Annotated in this window: 21 protein-coding genes; 15 read left to right on the forward strand and 6 right to left on the reverse strand. The window is 64.4% G+C overall.

The features are described from left to right. The first annotated feature begins 6 nt into the window (after positions 1-6). From paaK to CEW83_RS16150, 15 genes are all read left to right on the forward strand, one after another. On the forward strand, positions 7-1,329 hold the full coding sequence (gene paaK, locus CEW83_RS16080; RefSeq protein ID WP_108950242.1) for a phenylacetate--CoA ligase PaaK: 1,323 nt from the start codon (positions 7-9) through the stop codon (positions 1,327-1,329). A gap of 60 nt (positions 1,330-1,389) precedes the next feature. Beyond that, a complete protein-coding gene (paaA, locus tag CEW83_RS16085; protein ID WP_108950243.1) occupies positions 1,390-2,385 on the forward strand; it encodes a 1,2-phenylacetyl-CoA epoxidase subunit PaaA in 996 nt (331 codons plus the stop codon). Positions 2,386-2,457: 72 nt separating this feature from the next. Then, on the forward strand, positions 2,458-2,745 hold the full coding sequence (gene paaB / locus CEW83_RS16090) for a 1,2-phenylacetyl-CoA epoxidase subunit PaaB (protein WP_108950244.1): 288 nt from the start codon (positions 2,458-2,460) through the stop codon (positions 2,743-2,745). Positions 2,746-2,756: 11 nt separating this feature from the next. After that, on the forward strand, positions 2,757-3,539 hold the full coding sequence (paaC, locus tag CEW83_RS16095; protein WP_108951473.1) for a 1,2-phenylacetyl-CoA epoxidase subunit PaaC: 783 nt from the start codon (positions 2,757-2,759) through the stop codon (positions 3,537-3,539). Positions 3,540-3,600: 61 nt separating this feature from the next. Continuing rightward, entirely contained in the window at positions 3,601-4,092 is a 492-nt protein-coding gene (paaD, locus tag CEW83_RS16100) for a 1,2-phenylacetyl-CoA epoxidase subunit PaaD (RefSeq protein WP_108950245.1), read from the forward strand. Positions 4,093-4,124: 32 nt separating this feature from the next. Then, complete coding sequence (paaE, locus tag CEW83_RS16105) at positions 4,125-5,192, forward strand: 1,2-phenylacetyl-CoA epoxidase subunit PaaE (protein WP_108950246.1); 1,068 nt, start codon at positions 4,125-4,127, stop codon at positions 5,190-5,192. Positions 5,193-5,254: 62 nt separating this feature from the next. Next, positions 5,255-5,887 carry a TetR/AcrR family transcriptional regulator gene (locus CEW83_RS16110; protein ID WP_108950247.1) on the forward strand — a complete coding sequence of 211 codons (633 nt, stop codon included), beginning with the start codon at positions 5,255-5,257 and terminating at the stop codon, positions 5,885-5,887. 51 nt (positions 5,888-5,938) lie between these two features. Further along, positions 5,939-7,144: a 3-oxoadipyl-CoA thiolase gene (pcaF, locus tag CEW83_RS16115; RefSeq protein WP_108950248.1), complete on the forward strand. Its 1,206-nt coding sequence runs from the start codon at positions 5,939-5,941 to the stop codon at positions 7,142-7,144. Between the two features lie 118 nt (positions 7,145-7,262). Beyond that, positions 7,263-8,411 (forward strand): ABC transporter substrate-binding protein, encoded by a 1,149-nt coding sequence (locus CEW83_RS16120; RefSeq protein WP_108950249.1) that lies wholly within the window; start codon positions 7,263-7,265, stop codon positions 8,409-8,411. Positions 8,412-8,525: 114 nt separating this feature from the next. After that, positions 8,526-9,563 (forward strand): branched-chain amino acid ABC transporter permease, encoded by a 1,038-nt coding sequence (locus tag CEW83_RS16125; RefSeq protein ID WP_108950250.1) that lies wholly within the window; start codon positions 8,526-8,528, stop codon positions 9,561-9,563. After that, entirely contained in the window at positions 9,560-11,380 is a 1,821-nt protein-coding gene (locus tag CEW83_RS16130; RefSeq protein WP_108950251.1) for an ABC transporter permease subunit, read from the forward strand. The genes CEW83_RS16125 and CEW83_RS16130 overlap by 4 nt, the downstream gene beginning before the upstream one ends. A gap of 11 nt (positions 11,381-11,391) precedes the next feature. Next, a complete protein-coding gene (locus CEW83_RS16135) occupies positions 11,392-12,183 on the forward strand; it encodes an ABC transporter ATP-binding protein (RefSeq protein ID WP_108951474.1) in 792 nt (263 codons plus the stop codon). Between the two features lie 105 nt (positions 12,184-12,288). Further along, on the forward strand, positions 12,289-12,888 hold the full coding sequence (locus tag CEW83_RS16140) for a hemerythrin domain-containing protein (RefSeq protein ID WP_108950252.1): 600 nt from the start codon (positions 12,289-12,291) through the stop codon (positions 12,886-12,888). Positions 12,889-13,108: 220 nt separating this feature from the next. After that, positions 13,109-13,405, forward strand: a complete 297-nt coding sequence (locus CEW83_RS16145; protein ID WP_267896515.1) for an HU family DNA-binding protein — start codon at positions 13,109-13,111, stop codon at positions 13,403-13,405. 448 nt (positions 13,406-13,853) lie between these two features. Continuing rightward, entirely contained in the window at positions 13,854-15,197 is a 1,344-nt protein-coding gene (locus CEW83_RS16150; protein ID WP_108950254.1) for a DEAD/DEAH box helicase, read from the forward strand. A 109-nt stretch (positions 15,198-15,306) separates the two neighbouring features. On the opposite strand, the gene nusB is transcribed toward CEW83_RS16150, so the two are convergent. The 6 genes from nusB to cutA all read right to left on the reverse strand — a co-directional run bounded on the left by nusB (position 15,307) and on the right by cutA (position 20,394). Then, the gene (gene nusB, locus CEW83_RS16155) at positions 15,307-15,753 is read right to left on the reverse strand and encodes a transcription antitermination factor NusB (protein ID WP_108950255.1); all 447 of its coding nucleotides are present in this window, start codon (positions 15,751-15,753) and stop codon (positions 15,307-15,309) included. Beyond that, entirely contained in the window at positions 15,750-16,220 is a 471-nt protein-coding gene (ribH, locus tag CEW83_RS16160) for a 6,7-dimethyl-8-ribityllumazine synthase (RefSeq protein ID WP_108950256.1), read from the reverse strand. Before ribH ends, nusB begins: the two co-directional genes overlap by 4 nt. Before the next feature lie 102 nt (positions 16,221-16,322). Continuing rightward, positions 16,323-17,411 carry a bifunctional 3,4-dihydroxy-2-butanone-4-phosphate synthase/GTP cyclohydrolase II gene (gene ribBA, locus CEW83_RS16165; protein WP_108950257.1) on the reverse strand — a complete coding sequence of 363 codons (1,089 nt, stop codon included), beginning with the start codon at positions 17,409-17,411 and terminating at the stop codon, positions 16,323-16,325. A 19-nt stretch (positions 17,412-17,430) separates the two neighbouring features. Then, positions 17,431-18,048, reverse strand: coding sequence for a riboflavin synthase (locus tag CEW83_RS16170; protein WP_108950258.1), 618 nt, complete (start codon positions 18,046-18,048; stop codon positions 17,431-17,433). A gap of 174 nt (positions 18,049-18,222) precedes the next feature. Continuing rightward, on the reverse strand, positions 18,223-20,043 hold the full coding sequence (gene dsbD, locus CEW83_RS16175; RefSeq protein ID WP_108950259.1) for a protein-disulfide reductase DsbD: 1,821 nt from the start codon (positions 20,041-20,043) through the stop codon (positions 18,223-18,225). A gap of 15 nt (positions 20,044-20,058) precedes the next feature. Next, positions 20,059-20,394, reverse strand: a complete 336-nt coding sequence (cutA, locus tag CEW83_RS16180) for a divalent-cation tolerance protein CutA (protein ID WP_108950260.1) — start codon at positions 20,392-20,394, stop codon at positions 20,059-20,061. Between the last annotated feature and the right edge of the window lie 81 nt (positions 20,395-20,475).

Consider the following 20,475-nt stretch of genomic DNA (forward strand, 5'->3'; position numbering starts at 1 on the left):
ACAAAAATGACGGTGAATACATATTCCCCACCCGAACTCGAGCCTATCGAAAAGGCCAGCATCGACGAACTGCGTGCGCTGCAGCTCGAGCGGCTGAAGTGGAGCGTGCGTCACGCCTATGAGAACGTGCCGCACTACCGCAAGGCGTTCGACGACAAGGGCGTGCATCCGGACGACCTGAAGACGCTCGAGGATCTGGCGAAGTTTCCCTTCACCACCAAGCACGACCTGCGCGACAACTACCCGTTCGGGATGTTCGCCGTGCCGATGAACAAGGTGGCGCGGGTGCATGCCTCCTCCGGCACCACCGGCAAACCGACCGTGGTCGGCTACACGCTGAAGGACATCGACACCTGGGCCAACGTCGTGGCGCGCTCGATTCGCGCTTCGGGTGGGCGTCCTGGTGACATGGTGCATATCTCCTACGGCTATGGTCTCTTCACCGGCGGCATGGGTGCGCACTACGGTGCCGAGCGTCTTGGCTGCACGGTGATCCCGATGTCGGGCGGGCAGACCGAGAAGCAGGTCCAGATCATTCAGGACTTCAAGCCCAGCATCATCATGGTGACGCCGTCCTACATGCTGACCATCCTCGACGAGATGGAAGCGCAGGGCATCGACCCCAAGAGCACCTCGCTCAGGATCGGTATCTTCGGTGCCGAGCCCTGGACCCCGGCAATGCGCCTGGCGGTCGAGGCACGTGCAGGGATCGACGCGGTCGACATCTACGGTCTGTCCGAAGTCATGGGGCCGGGCGTCGCCAACGAATGCGTCGAAACCAAAGACGGCCCGACGATCTGGGAAGACCATTTCTATCCCGAAATCATCAACCCGGAAACGGGCGAAGTCGTGCCGGACGGCGAGGAAGGCGAGCTTGTCTTTACGTCCCTGAGCAAGGAAGCGATGCCGGTGATCCGTTATCGCACCCGCGACCTTACCCGTCTGCTGCCGCCGACTGCGCGCAGCATGCGCCGCATGGCCAAGATCACCGGCCGCTCGGACGACATGCTGATCATCCGCGGTGTGAACGTGTTCCCGACCCAGATCGAGGAGCTGATCTGCAAGATGCCCAAGCTGGCGCCGCAGTATCTGCTCGAGGTCGACAAGAACGGCCACATGGACACGCTGACGGTGAAGGTCGAGGTCAACGCCGAGGCCAATGTTGGTCGGCATCCGGAGCAGAAAGAGGCGCTGGCCAAGGAGCTCACCCACCACATCAAGGCCCTGATCGGTGTGTCGTGCAAGGTCGTGGTTGGCGAGCCGTTCTCGATCGAACGGGTCACGGTCGGCAAGGCCAAGCGCGTCGTCGATCGCAGGCCGAAAGAATAATGCATCTCCCGCGGCCAGCTATCCCGCTGTGCCGCTTGTGAACCCCACGAGGAGTCCACCATGTATACACAGTCACTCAGCATTCCCGACGGCGACGCCAAGGGCCCGCGCAAGGTCGAAAACCCCGAGTATCTGGCCGAGTTCAACGCCAAGATCGATGCCGGCGGCTTCATCGAGGCCAAGGACTGGATGCCCGAGGCCTATCGCAAGACCCTGGTGCGCCAGATCAGCCAGCACGCCCACTCCGAGATCGTCGGCATGCTGCCCGAAGGCAACTGGATCACCCGCGCACCCAGCCTCAAGCGCAAGGCCATTCTGCTGGCCAAGGTGCAGGACGAGGGCGGCCACGGTCTGTATCTGTATGCGGCGGCCGAAACCCTCGGCGTGTCGCGCGACGAACTGACCGAGGCGCTGCTCTCGGGCAAGGCCAAGTACAGCTCGATCTTCAACTACCCGACGCTCAACTGGGCGGATATCGGCGTGATCGGCTGGCTGGTCGATGGCGCGGCGATCATGAACCAGATCCCGCTGTGCAAGTGCAGCTACGGCCCCTATGCCCGCGCCATGGTGCGGGTGTGCAAGGAAGAGTCCTTCCATCAGCGCCAGGGCTATGACCTGCTGCTGCAGATGATGAAGGGCACGGAAGAGCAGCGCGAGATGGTGCAGGACGCGGTCGATCGCTGGTGGTTCCCGTCGATCATGATGTTCGGCCCGCACGACAAGGACAGCGTGCACACCGACTCCGCACGCTGGGGCATCAAGCGCATCTCCAACGACGACCTGCGGCAGAAGTTCGTCGATGCCACGGTCAAGCAGGCCGAGGTGCTCGGCGTCAGCCTGCCCGATCCCGAACTGAAGTGGAACGAGGCGCGCGGTCATTACGACTTCGGCGTGATCGACTGGGACGAGTTCTGGAACGTGGTCGGTGGTCATGGTCAGTGCAACGTCGATCGCCTGGCTGCACGCAACAAGGCCTGGGACGACGGTGCCTGGGTGCGCGAGGCCGCAATCGCCCACGCCGAGAAGATGGCCGAACGCGAGCGTCAGGCTGCCTGATCCGGCAACTGAATCGAAGTGCGGGCCTGCAAAGCACGGGCCCGACAGCACACACATTGAGGAGTGAGAGACATGGAACGCAAGGAATGGCCCCTGTGGGAAGTTTTCATCCGTAGCCGTAACGGCCTGGACCACAAGCATTGCGGCAGCGTGCACGCGCCGGACGCAAAGATGGCGCTGCAGATGGCGCGCGACGTCTATACCCGTCGCCTCGAAGGCGTGTCGATCTGGGTGGTGAAGGCCTCCGACATCGTCGCCTCCGACCCCGATGCCAAGCCCGAGCTGTTCGATCCGGCGGAAGACAAGATCTACCGCCACCCGACCTTCTATCAGCTGCCCGACGAAGTTAACCACATGTAATGGCGGACGACATGACGCAAACCTCAGTCCAAACCGTTGTCGCCTCAGCGGAACACATCGAATACGTGATGCGCCTCGGCGACAACGCCCTGATCCTCGGTCAGCGCCTGTCGGAGTGGTGCGGACACGCGCCGGTCATCGAAGAAGATCTGGCGCTTGCCAACATGGCGCTCGATCTGGTCGGCCAGGCCCGCCTGCTGCTGACCCATGCCGGCAATCTCGAAGGCAAGGGCCGCGACGAAGACCAGATGGCCTTCCTGCGTGTCGAGCGCGACTATCGCAACGTCACCATGATGGAAGTGCCGAACGAGGACTTCGGGCGCACGACGGTACGAAACTTCCTCTACAGCGCATTCCAGATCCTGCTGTGGCAGAAGCTCGCCACATCGTCCGATACCGAGCTCGCCGCCATCGCCGCCAAGAGCCTGAAGGAAGCCCGCTATCACTTCAATCACTCGGCCGAGTGGGTGATCCGTCTTGGCGATGGCACCGAGGTGTCGCACACGAAGACCCAGGCCGCACTCGACTACCTGTGGCCCTACACCGCCGAACTGTTCGCCGCCAACCCGACCGATGAAGCCGTTTCCGCGGCCGGCATCGGCCCGGCCTGGGGCGAGCTCGAGGCCGACTGGGAAGCCATGGTGCTGCCGGTCTTCGCCCAGGCCACGCTGGTGGTGCCGGCGCGCACGCCGTTCAAGAGCTTCGGCAAGTTCGGCCGTCACTCCGAGCACATGGGGCACCTGCTGGCGACCATGCAGTACATGCAGCGCACCTATCCCGGCGCGCAGTGGTGAGACGAAGAATGGATAAGCCTGCTGCATGCAGCGGCTTATCCACACTTCCTGGAGATACACAATGTTGACCGAAGACCAGGTCTGGAAGCTGCTCGACAGCGTGCCCGACCCCGAAGTGCCGGCGGTATCGGTGGTGGAGCTCGGCATCATCCGCGAGTTGCACTGCGCGGACGACGTGATCACCGTGGTGGTGACGCCGACGTATTCCGGCTGTCCCGCGACAGAGGTCATCGGGCTTGCGATTCGGGACACCCTGCTGGCCGCCGGTGCGGGCAAGGTCGAGCTGCAAACCCGGCTCGATCCGGCGTGGACCAGCGACTGGATCGGTGAGGCGGCGCGCGAGAAGCTGCGTGCGTACGGCATCGTTCCGCCGACCGGCAAGGCTGCGGTGGGCGGGGCGCAGCCGATCCATTTCGTGAAGAAGACGCTGACCTGCCCGCGCTGCGGCTCAAACGATACCGAGCGCCTGTCCGAGTTCGGCTCGACCGCCTGCAAGGCGACGTATCGCTGCAAGAGCTGCCTCGAACCCTTCGAATATTTCAAACCGATCTGATCCGCCCCACAAGACGGACAACGGAGACAAACATGACGCCGAAATTTCACCCGCTCACGATCGCCGAAGTGCGCCGCGAGACCCCCGAAGCCATCAGCCTGCGCTTCGACGTGCCCGTCGAGCTGGCCGACGACTACCGCTTTGTGCAGGGCCAGCACCTGACGCTCAAGGCCAATGTTGGTGGCGAGGAGTTGCGCCGCTCCTACTCGATCTGTGCCGGAGTCGACGACGGCGAATTGCGCGTCGCGATCAAGAAGATCGGCGGGGGACGTTTCTCCACCTGGGCCAATGCCAGCATCAAGGCCGGCGACGTGATCGAGGTCATGACGCCCGAGGGGCGCTTCCATACTGAACTCGATCCGGCCAATGCCCGCCACTACGTCGCGTTTGCGGCCGGTAGCGGCATCACCCCGATCCTGTCGCTGATCAAGACCACGCTGCGCGCCGAGCCCGACAGCCGCTTCACCCTGATCTACGGCAACCAGCGTCAGGGCAGCGTGATCTTCTCCGAGACACTGGAAGACCTGAAAGACCGTTACATGACGCGCTTCACGATGTACCACGTGTTCTCGCGCGAAGAGCAGGACGTCGAGCTGTTCAATGGTCGTCTCGACCGTGCCCGCGTGGCGAGTTTCCTCGATACCCTGATTCCGGCCGACACCATCGATGCGGCCTTTATCTGCGGGCCCGGCGGCATGATCGACGAGGTCGAAGCCGGTCTGCTGGCCAGCGGCGTCGACGCGGGGCGCATCCACCTCGAGCGCTTCGGTGTACCCGACAGCGGTCCCGCCCATCATGTGGAAGCGGGCGACGCACCGCAGGCGCGGATCACCATCATTGCCGACGGTCTGAAGCGCGAGATGGATTTCCGCGCCGAAGACCCGTCCATCCTCGATGTCGCGCTGCGGGCGGGGATGGATCTGCCGTACTCATGCAAGGGTGGGGTATGCTGCACCTGCCGCGCCAAGGTCATCGAGGGCAAGGTTCGCATGGACAAGAACTACACTCTCGAACAACCCGACGTTGACGCCGGTTATGTGCTCACCTGCCAGTCCCATCCGCTGACCGAGCGGGTGGTCATCAGCTTCGACGATCGTTGAAAGGCGGCATCCCAGACGCGTGCGGGTGAGCGAACTCATTTGCACAGGAACGGAAGCGAACAATGGCCAGGGGCAAATCTCCCACATTCGAGGTACAGCGCGGCGTCATCCTTCAGGAGGCGGCGCAGCTCTTTGCCGACAAGGGTTTTCACAACGCGTCGATGGCCGAGCTGGCCAAGGCCTGCGGGGTGTCGAAGCCGCTGCTCTACCACTACTACAAGGACAAGGAGAACATCCTGTTCGACATCGCCGACAGCTACATGGATCAGCTGCTTGCGATCGTGGCCGGTGTGGAGTCGCAGGACCTGGAGGCCGAGCCCCATCTGTCGGGGCTGGTCACGCGCTTCATGGAGGAATACGAGCATTCACAGAGCCAGCACGTGGTGCTGGTGCAGGACGTGAAGTTTCTGCAGACCGCCCAGGAAGAGTATGTGGTGGGCAAGCAGCGCAAGGTGGTGGCGGCGTTTGCCGATGCCATCGAGCGCGTCGAGCCCGGGCTCAGGTCGCGCAACCTCGACAAGCCGGTGGCGATGATCCTGTTCGGCATGATCAACTGGACCTTTACCTGGCTGCGCTCGGACGGTCATTACACCTATGGCGACATGGCGCCGGTGGTGACCGCAATCCTGCTCAACGGGGTCAAGGGTTTGCTCAAGACTGAAATGCGGCCGGCAACGGCGGTGGAAAACGAATAGACGCTGCCTGCCTGCACGGGCGCAGCGGCAACAATGACGAGGAGACACTCAGTGACAGAAGCCTTTATCTGCGACGGTATCCGGACACCCTTCGGGCGCTATGGCGGCGCCTTGTCGGGCGTGCGTGCGGACGATCTTGCAGCGCTGCCGATCCGGGCACTGCGTGAGCGCAATCCCGGGGTCGACTGGGCTGCCGTTGAGGACATCTACTACGGCTGCGCCAACCAGGCCGGCGAGGACAACCGCGACGTCGCGCGCATGGCCGGCCTGCTGGCGGGGCTGCCGATCGACGTGCCGGGCTCGACCATCAACCGCCTGTGCGGTTCGGGCATGGATGCGGTGGGCATCGTGGCCCGCGCCATCAAGGCCGGCGAGGCCGGGATGATGATCGCCGGCGGCGTCGAGAGCATGAGCCGCGCGCCCTTCGTCATGGGCAAGGCCGACACGGCCTTCTCGCGCAGCGCGAAGATCGAGGACACCACCATTGGCTGGCGCTTCGTGAATCCGCTGATGAAGGCGAAGTACGGTATCGACTCGATGCCGGAAACCGCCGAGAACGTCGCCACCGACTTCAAGGTCAGCCGTGCCGACCAGGACGCCTTTGCGCTGCGCAGTCAGCAGCGCTACGCGGCGGCGGCCGAACGTGGTTTCTTCGACGGCGAACTGTGTCCGGTGGAGATCCCGCGCAAGAAGGGCGATCCGGTCGTGGTCGCAGCGGACGAGCATCCGCGTGCCGACACCACCATCGAAACGCTGTCACGGCTCAAGGGCGTGGTGCGCCCGGACGGCTCGGTCACCGCGGGTAACGCCTCGGGCGTCAATGATGGTGCGGTCGCCCTGCTGATCGCGTCCGGCGAGGCGGCGGCAAAGCACGGCCTCAAGCCGCGTGCGCGCATCGTGGCCATGGCGACCGCCGGGGTCGAACCACGCATCATGGGCATCGGGCCGGCGCCTGCCTCGCTCAAGGTGCTCGAGAAAGCGGGTCTCACGCTCGAGCAGATGGACGTCATCGAACTCAACGAAGCGTTCGCAGCCCAGGGGCTGGCGGTGACGCGCCAACTCGGACTGCGCGACGACGATCCGCGGGTGAATCCCAATGGCGGCGCGATCGCCATCGGTCACCCGCTGGGCGCGTCGGGCGCACGCCTGGTGCTTACCGCCTTGCGTCAGCTGGAGGCGACGGGCGGTCGTTATGGCTTGTGCACCATGTGCATCGGGGTGGGACAGGGCATCGCAATGATCATCGAGCGGGTCTGATCTGCGATGTCTTCACAATTCGTCAGTTTTTAACGAATTAGGTATGTAATAATTTTGCGGCAGGTAACCGGGACACCTCAAGCCCGTTTACTCACATAAACCAAGAGGAGGAGACACCATGAAGCTGAAGAACACTCTGCTGGCCGCCATCGGCCTCGCATTCGTCGCCACCGCAGCACAGGCCGACGTCAATGTAGGCGTGATCGTGTCTGCGACCGGTCCCGCCGCGTCGCTCGGGATCCCGGAAAAGAACACGCTGGCCATGCTGCCGACGACGATCGGCGGGGAGAAGGTCAACTACATCGTTCTCGACGATGCGTCCGACACCACCACCGCGGTGAAGAACATCCGCAAGCTGATCTCCGAGGACAAGGTCGATGTGGTGATCGGTTCCACCATCAGCCCGAACTCGCTGGCGATGATCGACGTTGCCGCCGAAGCGCAGACGCCGATGATCTCGATGGCGGCCTCGGCCCGTATCGTCGAGCCGGTCGACGACAAGCGGCGCTGGGTGTTCAAGACGCCGCAGAACGACGCCCAGATGTCGACGGCAATCGTCGAGCACATGACCAATAGCGGCGTGAAGACGGTCGGCTTCATCGGATTTGCCGACGCCTACGGCGAAGGCTGGTACGAGCAGTTCAAGTCGGTGGCCGAGGCGCGCAAGCTGCAGATCGTGGCCAATGAGCGTTTCAACCGCAACGACACCTCGGTGACCGGTCAGGTACTGAAGGTCATGTCGGCGCGTCCGGATGCGGTGCTGATCGCCGGTTCCGGCACGCCCGCTGCCCTGCCGCAGAAGACGCTGAAGGAGCGTGGCTATGCCGGCAAGCTGTATCAGACCCACGGCGTCGCCAACAACGACTTCCTGCGCGTCTGTGGCAAGGACTGTGAAGGCACCTTCCTGCCCGCCGGCCCGGTGCTGGTCGCTGCCCAGCTGCCCGACAGCAACCCGGTGAAGAAGGCCGCGATGGACTACATCACCAAGTATGAAGCTGCGCACGGCAAGGGTTCGGTTTCGACCTTCGGTGCCCATGCCTGGGATGCCGGTCAGCTGATGAGCGCGGCCATCCCGGTCGCGCTGAAGAAGGCCAAGCCGGGCACCGTGGAGTTCCGTGCCGCGATGCGTGATGCGCTCGAAGGCATCAAGGAGCTGCCGGGCGCCCATGGCATCTTCAACATGAGCCCGACCGACCACCTCGGTTTCGACCAGCGCTCGCGCGTGATGGTCGAGATCCAGAATGGCACCTGGAAGCTGGTGAAGTAAGTCGCTGATCCGGCGCGGGGGCTCTCCGCTCCTGCGCCGCATACCCAACCGATAGAGAACCAAGTCTGCGAGCTGCACCGACCGCCCTGGGCGACGGTGAGGCAGGAGTTCGTCATGGATTTTCAGATAGCGCTGTTGCTGGGACAGGACGGCATTACCAACGGAGCGATCTACGCCTTGCTGGCGCTGGCCCTGGTGCTGGTGTTTGCAGTGACGCGGGTGATCTTCATTCCCCAGGGCGAATTCGTCGCCTACGGCGCGCTGACGCTTGCGATGCTGCAGGGCGGGGCGATCCCGGCCACGGTGTGGCTGCTGGTGATCATGGGCGCGCTGACGGCGGCGATCGACGGCAGTGCGGCGCTGCGCTCGGGGCAGACGAAGAAGCTGACCGGTGTGCTGGGCTGGAACCTGGCCTACCCGCTGGGGCTGGCCGGACTGCTCGCGGTACTGCCGCTGAAGGAGCTGCCGATGCTCGCGCAGGTGCTGTTGGCGCTGGCCGTGGTGGTGCCGATGGGGCCGCTGATGTACCGCCTGGTGTTTCAGCCGATTGCGGCGGCGCCGGTGCTGATCCTGCTGATCGTGTCGGTCGCCACCCACGTGGCCATGGTCGGGCTCGGCCTGCTGTTCTTCGGTGCCGAAGGCCAGCGTACGCCTCCCTTCAGTGATGCGCGCTTCGAAGTCGGCCCGCTGCTGGTGTCCGGGCAGACGATCTGGGTCATCCTCGCCTCGCTCGCGCTCATCGTTGCGCTCTACCTGTTCTTTGAACGCACCATCTACGGCAAGGCCTTGCGTGCCACCGCGATCAACCGCGTCGGTGCGCAGCTGATGGGGATCTCGCCTTCGCTCGCAGGCAAGCTCACCTTCGTGCTGGCCGCCTTCATCGGTGCGCTGTCGGGCGTGCTGATCGCACCGATCACCACCATCTACTACGACACCGGCTTCCTGATCGGCCTCAAGGGCTTCGTCGCCGCCATCATCGGCGGACTGGGCAGTTATCCGATTGCCGCCGTCGGCGCCGTGATGGTGGGCCTGCTCGAAGCCTTCTCGTCCTTCTGGGCCAGTGCCTACAAGGAAGTCATCGTATTCACCCTGATCATCCCCGTTCTCCTGTGGCGTTCGCTGACCAGCCACCATATGGAGGAGGAAGAATGAAATCCGCCGCTGCCAATAATGCCTTCCTGTCCCCGCGCGTGATGCTGGTCGCCTTCCTTGGCATCCTGCTCGTGGCACCGCTGGTGCTGTCGCCGTTCTACGTCACGCTGCTCAACTACATCGGCCTGTACGCGATGGTCGCGCTCGGGCTGGTGCTGCTCACCGGCGTGGGCGGACTCACCAGCTTCGGCCAGGCGGCCTTCGTTGGCCTCGGGGCCTACACCACCGGGGTGCTCACCACCGCGACCGAACTGCCGGGCTGGCTGTCGTGGCTGGGCGGCTCGCCGTGGCTGGCGCTGGTGGTCGGGCTGGTATTTACCGCGACCGTGGCCATCGTGCTCGGCTCGCTCACGCTCAAGCTCTCGGGCCACTTCCTGCCGCTGGGCACGATCGCGTGGGGCATCTCGCTGTATTTCCTGTTCGGCACCATGGAGACGCTGGGCGGCCACACCGGTCTCACCGGCATTCCGCCGATCTCGATCTTCGGCTGGGAGCTCGATCAGGGGGAGGAGATCTTCTACCTGATCTGGGCCTTCCTGCTGTCGGCCGTGCTCACCACGCAGAACCTGCTCGACTCGCGCGAAGGCCGTGCGATCCGCGCCCTGAAGGGCGGCATGGTGATGGCCGAAGCGATGGGGGTGAACACCTCGCGCTCGCGCATGATCATCTTCGTCATCGCCGCGCTGCACGCCTGCGCCTCGGGCTGGCTGTATGCGCACATGCAGCGCTTCGTGAACCCAACCCCGTTCGGGCTGCACATCGGCATCGAGTACCTGTTCATGGCCGTGGTCGGCGGTGCCGGTCACGTGTGGGGTGCGCTGGTCGGTGCCGGTGTGATCACCATCCTCAAGCAGTGGCTGCAGGATCTGCTGCCGCGCATCTTCGGGGCCAGCGGCAACTTCGAGGTGATCGTGTTCGGCCTGATGATGGTGCTCGTGCTGCAGCGTGCCCGCGACGGCCTGTGGCCCATCCTCACCCGCTTCGTGCCGGTGAAGGCGAAGCAGAAGACCATCGACCCCAGTGCGGTCGCCCTGCCACGGCGCACGCTGCCCAAGGTGGGCGAGCGCATCCTCGAAGCCAAGGCGGTGACGCGAAAGTTTGGCGGGCTGGTGGCCAACAACAACATGAGCCTGGAGGTGCGCGCAGGCGAGATCCTCGCGCTCATCGGCCCCAACGGTGCGGGCAAGAGCACGATGTTCAACCAGATCTCGGGCGTCGATACCCCGACCTCGGGCGAGGTGCTGTTCATGGGCAAGCCGGTGGCCGGCCACAACTCGCGCGAGATCGCGCAGATGGGCATGAGCCGCACCTTTCAGCATGTGAAGCTGCTGCCAACCATGACCGTGCTCGAGAACGTCGCCATCGGCGCGCACCTGCGCGGCGACAAGGGCGTGATCAGCTCGGCCTGGCGCATGGACCGCGAGGAAGAGGCCCGCCTGCTGGCCGAAGCCGCGCGTCAGATCGAACGCGTGGGCCTCGCGGACCACATGTTCGACGAAGCCGGCAGCCTCGCCCTCGGTCAGCAGCGCATCATGGAGATCGCCCGCGCGCTGTGCTCCGACCCCTGCCTGCTGCTGCTCGACGAACCGGCAGCCGGCCTGCGCTTCAAGGAGAAGCAGGCGCTCGGCGAGCTGCTGAAGAAACTCAAGGCCGAAGGCATGGCCACGCTGCTGGTCGAACACGACATGGACTTCGTCATGGGCCTGGTCGACCGGGTGGTGGTGATGGAGTTTGGCGAGAAGATCGCCGAAGGCCTGCCCGAAGACGTGCAGAAAGACCCCGCAGTGCTTGAAGCCTATCTGGGTGGGGTGGAGTGATGGAAACCAACATGGCAAACACACCGAACGACGCGGCAAGCGCGGCGAACACCCCGAAGAACAAGGTGCTCGAGATCCAGGACCTGTGCGTGTCCTACGGCAAGGTCGAGGCGCTCTCCAACGCCAACCTGGTGGTGGGCGAAGGCCAGATCGTGACCGTGATCGGCCCCAACGGCGCGGGCAAGACGACGATGCTGTCGGCCATCATGGGCGTGCTCGGCTCCAGGGGTCAGGTGCAGTTCGACGGCAACATCGAGTCGGTGCCCGAGGTCGAGCGCATGGTCGCGCGCGGCATGAACCTGGTGCCCGAGAAGCGCGAGCTCTTCGGCGAGATGACGGTGGAAGACAACCTCACGCTGGGCGCCTTCCAGCGCTACCGCATGGGGCACCGCGATCAGGCGAAGACGATGGAAGAGGTCTACACCCTGTTCCCGCGCCTGAAAGAAAGAAGAAGCCAGCTCGCCGGCACCCTGTCGGGCGGCGAGCGCCAGATGCTGGCGGTGGGCCGCGCGCTGATGGCCAAGCCCAAACTGCTGATGCTCGACGAGCCCAGCCTCGGGCTGGCGCCGCTGATCGTGCGCGAGATCTTTCGCATCATCGCCGAGCTGCGCAAGCGCGGGGTGTCGATCCTGCTGGTGGAGCAGAACGCACGGGCCGCGCTGCAGGTGGCCGACTACGCCTACGTGCTCGAGACCGGCGCGATCGCCATGGAAGGGCCTGCCGTGCAGCTGCGCGACGACCCCCGTGTGATCGAGGCCTACCTCGGACTCGGCGGCAAGCATCAGGCGATGCTGGCCACCTGAAGGGGGAGGGCGGCGCCTGCTGCCCTCCCGCCGGTGCCCGGCCGAAGCCACGGGCATTTCACCTAACACGTCGTTTGACACGACAGTCGGACAAGGACACAAATCATGGAAGCGCTGCGTATCATCCAGGACGAACATCAGTCGCTGGCGGCCATCCTTCACGCCATCCGTCACATGATCAAGGAGATCGGCGAAGGCAAGCTGCAGCCGGACTTCGCCCTGCTGAAGGCCATGGTGCACTATCTCGATGCCTATCCGGAGAAGAAGCACCACCCCAAGGAAGACCAGTACCTTTTCGCCATCCTCAAGAAGCGCACCAGCGAGGGCGCCGAGGCGATGGCGAGGCTCGAACAGGAGCACGCGGTGGGTGACGATCGAATCAAGGCGCTCGAGGCCGCACTGCATCAGTACGCAAGTGGCGCGCGCGACGGCTTCGACGCCTTCTCGCAGGCGTTCGAGCGCTTTGCCGAGTTCTATCGCAATCACATGCTGCTCGAAGAACACGTGATCCTGCCGCTGGTGAAGAAGTACTTCACCGCGGACGACTGGGCCGAGGCAGCGGCAGGTTTCCGCGAAAACGCCGATCCGATGGCGGGCACCGGCGATCCGGCCACGCACGAAGACTTTCAGCGAATCTTTTCCAGGCTCGTCGCGGCCGCGCCTGCACCGATCGGCCTCGGCGGCGGACCCTACAAGGCTGACTGAAGGGCCTGTTCCGGCACGCTCGGGGCAGAACACGTTCCACCTTCGTCAGTACTTCGGAGTACCATCTGCGGCTGCTCCGGCGGGCGCCGAATGCCATGAGTGTGCCGAATGTCTCAAAGATGACGCTGCATAGTGCTTTCGGGTTGTTACTGACTGCGCCAGTGCGTGGGACAGTGCTAGAATCCGCCGGTAGATCCAGTATTTCATTCCGTACACACCAATCAAATCGAGGAAAAGCATGAACAAAGGTGAATTCGTCGAAGCCCTGGCCGACCGTCTGGATGTTTCCCGCGCTCAGGCTGATCGCGCGCTGTCCTCCGTGCTCGACATTGTTGCCGAACAACTCTCCAAGGGCGACAAGATTGCCTTCACCGGCTTTGGTTCTTTCGAAGTGTCCAAGCGCGCTGCACGCACCGGTCGCAATCCGCAGACCGGCGCAGCCATCGAAATCGCCGCTTCCAGCGTGCCGAAGTTCACCGCTGGCGCAACGCTGAAGGCCGCCGTAAACGGCAAGTAATATCCGCAGGGTTCGCTGATGAGGCGACGACGCACCGTAGTGTGCTCGTCGCCTTTTTTGCATCTTTCGTAAATGAACCTTCGACAGCAGGACAGAAAGTCTTTATAATCCGCCCCGTTGTGCAATGCAGCAGCAGGGCCTTACAAGGTTGAGATGCGGAAATTTTTCCGCCGGACCGGCCCCAGGGACTGTTATCACAGCCCCATCGCCCCCGACCTCCCGCCAGAATCCTCTCGTTCTTCCGATCGATTGGCATCGCGACAACCGGTTGGTGCCGATGCGCGGTCTTCAGGCTTGCCTGATGACCGGCCCACGCCCATCGCGCGCTTGTCGCCCGACGCTCCGGAACTGCCTACCCGCAGTTGCGTGGCGGCGCGATGCCTTGTGGTCCGAATTTTCGGATCCGAATCCGTCTGGCCACAAGCCAGCCAGCAATACAGGAAGAATCATGACATTTCAGAGCCTCGGCCTCGCCGACGAACTCATCAAAGCCGTTGAGCAAACCGGTTACACCATCCCGACCCCGGTGCAGATGCAGGCCATTCCCGCCGCCATCTCCGGTTCGGACCTCCTGGTGTCCAGCCACACCGGTAGCGGCAAGACCGCAGCCTTCACGCTGCCGTCGCTGCACAAGCTCATCGACCGTCGTCCGGCGCCTGGTGCAGGTCCGCGCGTTCTGGTGCTGACGCCCACTCGCGAACTTGCCCAGCAGGTCGAGAAAGCGGTGCAGACCTACGGCAAGGCACTGCGCTGGCTCAACACCGCCTGCCTCGTTGGTGGCGCGCCCTTCTTTGCCCAGGTCAAGCAACTGCAGCGTCCGGTTGACGTTGTCGTCGCCACGCCGGGCCGTCTGCTCGATCACCTGAACCGTCGCAAGATCAAGCTCTCCGACGTTGAAGTGCTGATCCTCGACGAAGCCGACCGCATGCTCGACATGGGCTTCGCCGAAGACATCGACGCTATCGTTGCAGCAACCCCGGCCCAGCGCCAGACCCTGCTGTTCTCGGCAACGCTTGATGGCGTGGTCGGTCGCATGGCCGAGCGCATGACGCGCAACCCGCAGCGCATCGAGATCGAAGTCGCCAAGGAAGACCGCGGCCAGATCGAGCAGCGCCTGATGTTCGCCGATGACATGGGTCACAAGAGCCGTCTGCTCGAGGCCCTGCTGGGTCACGACGGCCTGCAGCAGGCCGTGGTGTTTACCGCGACCAAGCGCAGCGCCGACGAGCTGTCGCTGAGCCTCCAGGAAAAGGGCTTCTCGGCCGCAGCGCTGCATGGCGACATGCACCAGACCCAGCGTAACCGTACCCTCGACCGTCTGCGCCAGGGCCGCATCGGCGTGCTGGTCGCAACCGACGTTGCCGCGCGCGGTATCGACGTTGCCGGCATCAGCCACGTGATCAACTTCGATCCCCCGCGTCAGGCAGAAGACTATGTGCACCGTATCGGCCGTACCGGTCGTGCCGGTCGTGACGGTATCGCGATCACCCTGTCGGGCCCGCGTGAAACCGGCCTGATCCGTGCGATCGAGCGCTTCACCGGTGACCGTCTTGAAGTGCACACCATTCCCGGCATGGAGCCGTCGCCGCGCAAGCCTTCGGGCCCGCGTCCGGCAGGTGCAGGCAATGGTCGTCGCTTCGGTAATGGCGGTGGCTACGGCCGTCCGGCAGCCGGCAACGGCGAACGCCGTGGCTCGGGTGGTGGCGGCGGTTTTGGTGGCCGCGACGGTCATCCGTCGAGCCGCAGCGAGCGCAGCCATGGCGATCGCCGTGACCGCACTTCGCGCGGCTAAGCCTACAGGGCTGCAGCAGACGTAAAAAATCCCGCTTCGGCGGGATTTTTTTTGCCTGGTAAGGCGCGGCGCAGGTCGCCCTGCGCCCGCGCGGCGGGCGCCGGTCGCGTCAGCCCTTGGCTGCGCGTGCGGCTTCGACTTCTTCCGGGCGGATGTTGGCAGCGAGCTTGTCGAGCACGCCGTTGACGAAGCGATGGCCGTCGGTGCCGCCAAAGCCCTTGGCCAGTTCGATGGCTTCGTTGATTACCACGCGGTAGGGCGTTTCGAGGTTGTGCCGCAGTTCGTGTGCGCCCATCAGCAGGATGGCGTGCTCGATCGGCGACAGTTCATTCACCGGGCGGTGGATCAGCTTTGCGAACGAGGCCTGCAGCGACTCGACGTTCTCGAGGGTGCCGTGCAGCAGGCTGACGAAGAGTTCGCGGTCGACCTTGTCGAGATTCTCGGTGTCGGCCTCGAGGTGCTTCTGCACCGAGGTCATCGAGTTTCCCGACAGCAGCCACTGGTACACGCCTTGCAGTGCAAGCTCGCGTGCGCGACGACGGGCCATCTTGCTCATGGCAGTACCTTCATCAGATTGGCCATCTCGACTGCCGCACGGGCGCAGTCGCTGCCCTTTTCGTGCGTACGGGCGATGGCCTGGTCGTCGTCCTCGGTGGTGAGCACGCCGTTGGCGATCGGGATGCCGGCGTCGAGGCCGACACGGGTGATGGCGGCGCCCATCTCGTTCGAAACCAGTTCGAAGTGGTAGGTTTCACCACGGATCACCGCGCCGAGCGCGATCAGGGCGTCGAACTTGCCGCTGCTGGCGAGTTTCTGCAGCACCAGCGGGATTTCGAGTGCGCCGGGAACGGTGGCGATGCGGATCAGATCGGGTGCGACGCCAAGCTCGAGCAGCTCTGCGGTACAGGCCGACAGCAGGCCTTCGCAAACGTCCTGATTGAAACGGCTCATGACGACTGCGATACGCAGGCCCTTGCCGTTCAGGTCGCTTTCGTACTCATGGATGTTTTCGTAACGTGGCATGGTTTCGATTCAATATTAGGTTGGTTTGTGGGCGGTGCCACGCATGGCACCCCGCGCAGGTGAAGGGTCAGGGCGCAGGTGCGCTGACCGCTTCGCTTGCGCTCAGTCCTGGTCGACGAAACCCGTGATCTCGAGGCCGAAGCCGGTCATGCTCGGAATCTTGCGCGGGTTCGATAGCAGCCGCATCTTGCCGACATTGAGCGCACGCAGAATCTGCGCGCCCACGCCGAACAGGCGGGCATCCCATTTCACCGGACGGTCCGCGGTACCGGTCAGGCCCGCCAGCAGTTCGCGACCGGACTGGGGGCGGTAAAGCAGCACGATCACGCCGGCGTCGGCCGCAGCAAGCCGTGCCAGCGAGTGATTGACCGGGAAGCTGTGACGATTGCTTTCGGGGTCGAGAAAGTCCACGACCGAGATCGGCTCGTGCACCCGCACCAGGGTCTCGTTCTCGGGACGGATGTCACCGCGCGACAGGGCGAAATGCACGTCGCCGGAGGTCTTGTCCTCGAAGGCGGAGAGCAGGAAGGTGCCGTGCGCGGTCTCGACTTCCTTCTCGGTGACTTTTTCCACCAGGTGCTCGTTTGCTGCGCGGTACTCGATCAGGTCGCGGATGGCACCGATCTTGAGACCGTGCTCCTTGGCGAACTCGATCAGGTCCGGCAGGCGGGCCATGGTGCCGTCGTCCTTGAGGATCTCGCAGATCACCGATGCGGGTTCGACGCCCGCGAGGTGGGCGAGGTCGCAGCCGGCTTCGGTGTGGCCGGCACGGATGAGCACGCCGCCCTTCTGGGCGGTGAGCGGGAAGATGTGGCCCGGCATCACGATATCGTCCGGCGTGGCATGGCGGGCCACGGCGACCTGCACGGTGCGGGCGCGGTCATGGGCCGAAATGCCGGTGGTGACGCCGGTGGCGGCTTCGATCGAGGTGGTGAAGGCGGTGCCGTGCGGGGTGCGGTTGTCGCGCACCATCTGCTGCAGGCCGAGCTGGCGGCAGCGCTCTTCGGTGAGGGTGAGGCAGATCAGGCCACGACCGAAACGGGCCATGAAGTTGATGGCCTCGGGGGTGACGAACTCGGCTGCCATCACGAGGTCACCCTCGTTCTCGCGGTCCTCTTCGTCGACCAGGATCACCATCCGGCCGGCCTTGATCTCGGCGATGATGTCGGAAATCGGAGCGAGTGCGCTCATGTTGGGGTCCTTTCCAGTGTCAGGCTTGTTGCGCCTGCTCTTCTTCGGTGCGCCAGGCGAGCATGCGCTCGACGTAGCGGGCAATGAGGTCGATTTCCAGATTGACCCGGCTTCCGGCCTTCAGGTGCTTGAGGTTGGTCACCTCGACCGTGTGCGGAATCAGGTTGATCGAGAAATCACGATGTTCGACCCGGTTGACGGTCAGGCTGACGCCATTGACCGTGATCGAGCCCTTTTTGGCGATGTAGCCGGCAATCGCAGCCGGCGCGCGGATCACGAGCTCGTGGCTTTCGCCGACCGGCTCGAACTTCACCACTTCGCCCACGCCATCGACGTGGCCGGTTACCAGGTGACCGCCAAGGCGGTCGGCCATGCGCAGCGCCTTCTCCAGGTTCACCTCGCCACCGGCCTGATCCAGCCCCACGGTGCAGTTCAGCGTCTCGCGCGAAACGTCGAACTTCACCTTGGCGCCATCGCGCGCGATTACGGTGAGGCACACGCCACTGTTGGCGATGCTGTCACCGACAATCACGTCTTCCAGGTCGAGTCCGCGGGTGTCTACGGTCAGCCGCACGCCGTCAGCGAGGGCTTCGATGTGTTCAATGCGGCCGACTGCCGCGACGATGCCTGAGAACATGAAGGGACTGAAGGAAAAGGAGAAAAGCGGGATTGTAGGCGAAACCGGCGGCTTCGGCGCGATTCAGACTGCCCTTTGCCACCCGGGAGCTGCCCGTCAAGGCCTTCCGGCAGCGGAATGCCGGGCGTTCGCCGGCCCCCGTTCGCGCCTGCAGAAACGGCTTGTGCAGGGGCATCAGCGGGCGCGGTCGAGCACTTCGGCAAACGCCTGTGCCGGCATGAATCCGACCACACGCAGGCCATCACGCTCCTTGCCTGCGGGATCGAAAAAGATGATGCCGGGAGGGCCGAACAGGCCGAAGCGCTTGAGCAGCGCCTTGTGTTCGTCGTTGTTGTCGGTGACGTCGGCCTTGAGCAGCAGCATCTGGCTCATGCGTCCGGCCACCTGCGGGTCGGAGAAGGTGTAGCGCTCCATCTCCTTGCACGAGACGCACCAGTCGGCGTAGAAGTCGAGCATCACCGGACGGTCTGTGGCGGCAAGGCGGGCGTCGAGTTCGGCAATCGACCCGACCTTCTCGAAGGCCGGTGCGGGGTTGGTGGCGGCGGCTTCGGCGCGGAGGACGGCCAGCGGCTGCAGCGGATCGCGCGAACCCGCCATGGCGCCCACCAGCATGGCAGCGCCACTGATCAGCAGCATCACGCCCACGCCCTTCCAGAAGCGCTGCCAGCCCTTGGCGCCGGGCGGCAGGGGGTCGATGGCGTGCAGGAAAATGCCCGAGAACAGGAGCAGTGCGGCCCACGCAAGCATGCTGGCCAGTGCGGGCAGCACCGGCATCAGCATCCACACCGCAACCGCCAGCAGGAGTACGCCGAAGGCCTTCTTGACGCCTTCCATCCAGGGCCCCGTCCTGGGCAGGACCGAACGTGCAGCGAGACCCACGGCGAGGAGCGGCATGCCCATGCCGAGCGCCATCACGAACAGCGCGCCGCCGCCGAGCACCGCATCGCCCGTCTGCGCGATGTAGAGCAGGGCTCCGGCCAGCGGTGCGGCGACGCAGGGGCCGACGATCAGTGCCGAGAGTACGCCCATCACCGCCACCCCACCGAGGTGGCCACCCTTGTTGTGACTGGCGGTATCGGCCAGCTTGCTCTGCAGCGACGATGGCAGTTGCAGTTCGTAGAAGCCGAACATGGACAGCGACAGCGCAACGAACACCAGCGCAAAGCTCGACAGCACCCAGACGTTCTGCAGCGCGGCCGACAGCAATGTGCCGGTAAGGCCGGCGGCCACGCCGGCAGCGGCATAGGTGACGGCCATGCCCAGCACGTAGGCGAGCGAAAGCATGAAGGCGCGGCCGCGCGAGATGTGGTGACCGTGACCGACGATGATGCCCGACAGGATGGGGATCATCGGGAAGGTGCAGGGGGTGAAGGCCAGCAGCAGCCCAAAGCCGAAGAAGCTCGCCAGCACCAGCGGGATGCTTGCATTCCTGAGCAGGCCGGCGATGCGGCCGCTCTCGTCGCCGCTGACCGCAGGTGCTGCGCCGGATGTCGTTGCGGCCAGTGTCGACGCTGCCTTCGGCGCCTGGTCGAGCGCACGCTGCAGCAGGCTGTTGCCGGCCGGTGCCGCGCTTGTGGTGAGGTCGATGTCGGCTGATTGCGGGGTGGGCGGATAGCAGATGCCGCCGTCCCAGCAGCCCTGGCTGCTGACATGCAGTACGAAGCGCTCGACGTCGGCCGGCGCGGTGACCGGCAGCAGGATGCGCAGCTCACCGCGATAGGTTTCGACTTCGCCGAAAAACTCGTCCTGCTTGATCTTGCCGGGCGGGCGGTCGGGTTCGCCCAGCACCACGCTCGCGGGCTCGGCGTCGAAACGGAACTTGCTGCCGTACAGGTAATAGTCGGGCGCCACGTCGAACACGACCTCGACCGTTTGCCGGTCGAGCGCACGGGCCGTCATCGCAAAGGCCTTTTCCGGCTCGATGGGGTCGGCCGCCTGGCCGGGCAGGGAAAACAGGCTCGCCAGCAGGGCGAGCAGGATCAGCAGACGTTGCATCGTGTTCTTTTCGTGTCAGGAGGCGGGTGCGTCGGGCGCGGTTTCGTTCTCGATCCAGCCGAGGTAGGCGGCGAGGCCAAGCTCGATAGGGACTGCAACAATCTCGGGAAGTTCGTAAGGGTGCGCTTCAAGGATTGCCGCCTCGAGCGCGGCGTAGCGCGCGGCAGTGGTCTTGATCAGCATCGGCACCTCGGTGCTGCGCTCGGTTTCGCCCCGCCAGCGATACACCGATGTGCAGGGGGCAAGGATGTTGACGCAGGCGGCCAGGCGCCGGGCGACCAGGTGGCCGGCGAGCGCATCGGCCGCAGGCTGGTCGGGCAGGTTGGTGAGGACGATCAGGTTCGGAGTCATGGCGTGGATCGTGCGGGAGCGTGAGCGTGAGCGCCATTATCGCGGAGTCGCGACGATCGCGGCTTGCCTTCAGTCAATTCG

It is taken from the genome of Parazoarcus communis (assembly GCF_003111645.1).
GTDB classification, from domain to species: Bacteria; Pseudomonadota; Gammaproteobacteria; order Burkholderiales; family Rhodocyclaceae; genus Parazoarcus; species Parazoarcus communis_A.

Excerpts from the sequence above, each read along its gene's own strand:
- CEW83_RS16125 (WP_108950250.1), top strand. The coding sequence starts at position 8,526 with ATGGATTTTCAGATAGCGCTGTTGCTGGGACAGGACGGCATTACCAAC.
- paaB (WP_108950244.1), top strand. The coding sequence starts at position 2,458 with ATGGAACGCAAGGAATGGCCCCTGTGGGAAGTTTTCATCCGTAGCCGT.
- paaE (WP_108950246.1), top strand. The coding sequence starts at position 4,125 with ATGACGCCGAAATTTCACCCGCTCACGATCGCCGAAGTGCGCCGCGAG.
- CEW83_RS16120 (WP_108950249.1), top strand. The coding sequence starts at position 7,263 with ATGAAGCTGAAGAACACTCTGCTGGCCGCCATCGGCCTCGCATTCGTC.
- ribBA (WP_108950257.1), bottom strand. The coding sequence starts at position 17,411 with ATGAGCGCACTCGCTCCGATTTCCGACATCATCGCCGAGATCAAGGCC.
- paaC (WP_108951473.1), top strand. The coding sequence starts at position 2,757 with ATGACGCAAACCTCAGTCCAAACCGTTGTCGCCTCAGCGGAACACATC.
- CEW83_RS16170 (WP_108950258.1), bottom strand. The coding sequence starts at position 18,048 with ATGTTCTCAGGCATCGTCGCGGCAGTCGGCCGCATTGAACACATCGAA.
- paaK (WP_108950242.1), top strand. The coding sequence starts at position 7 with ATGACGGTGAATACATATTCCCCACCCGAACTCGAGCCTATCGAAAAG.
- CEW83_RS16140 (WP_108950252.1), top strand. The coding sequence starts at position 12,289 with ATGGAAGCGCTGCGTATCATCCAGGACGAACATCAGTCGCTGGCGGCC.
- dsbD (WP_108950259.1), bottom strand. The coding sequence starts at position 20,043 with ATGCAACGTCTGCTGATCCTGCTCGCCCTGCTGGCGAGCCTGTTTTCC.
- CEW83_RS16150 (WP_108950254.1), top strand. The coding sequence starts at position 13,854 with ATGACATTTCAGAGCCTCGGCCTCGCCGACGAACTCATCAAAGCCGTT.
- paaD (WP_108950245.1), top strand. The coding sequence starts at position 3,601 with ATGTTGACCGAAGACCAGGTCTGGAAGCTGCTCGACAGCGTGCCCGAC.
- CEW83_RS16130 (WP_108950251.1), top strand. The coding sequence starts at position 9,560 with ATGAAATCCGCCGCTGCCAATAATGCCTTCCTGTCCCCGCGCGTGATG.
- nusB (WP_108950255.1), bottom strand. The coding sequence starts at position 15,753 with ATGAGCAAGATGGCCCGTCGTCGCGCACGCGAGCTTGCACTGCAAGGC.
- CEW83_RS16135 (WP_108951474.1), top strand. The coding sequence starts at position 11,392 with ATGGCAAACACACCGAACGACGCGGCAAGCGCGGCGAACACCCCGAAG.
- ribH (WP_108950256.1), bottom strand. The coding sequence starts at position 16,220 with ATGCCACGTTACGAAAACATCCATGAGTACGAAAGCGACCTGAACGGC.
- paaA (WP_108950243.1), top strand. The coding sequence starts at position 1,390 with ATGTATACACAGTCACTCAGCATTCCCGACGGCGACGCCAAGGGCCCG.
- CEW83_RS16110 (WP_108950247.1), top strand. The coding sequence starts at position 5,255 with ATGGCCAGGGGCAAATCTCCCACATTCGAGGTACAGCGCGGCGTCATC.
- cutA (WP_108950260.1), bottom strand. The coding sequence starts at position 20,394 with ATGACTCCGAACCTGATCGTCCTCACCAACCTGCCCGACCAGCCTGCG.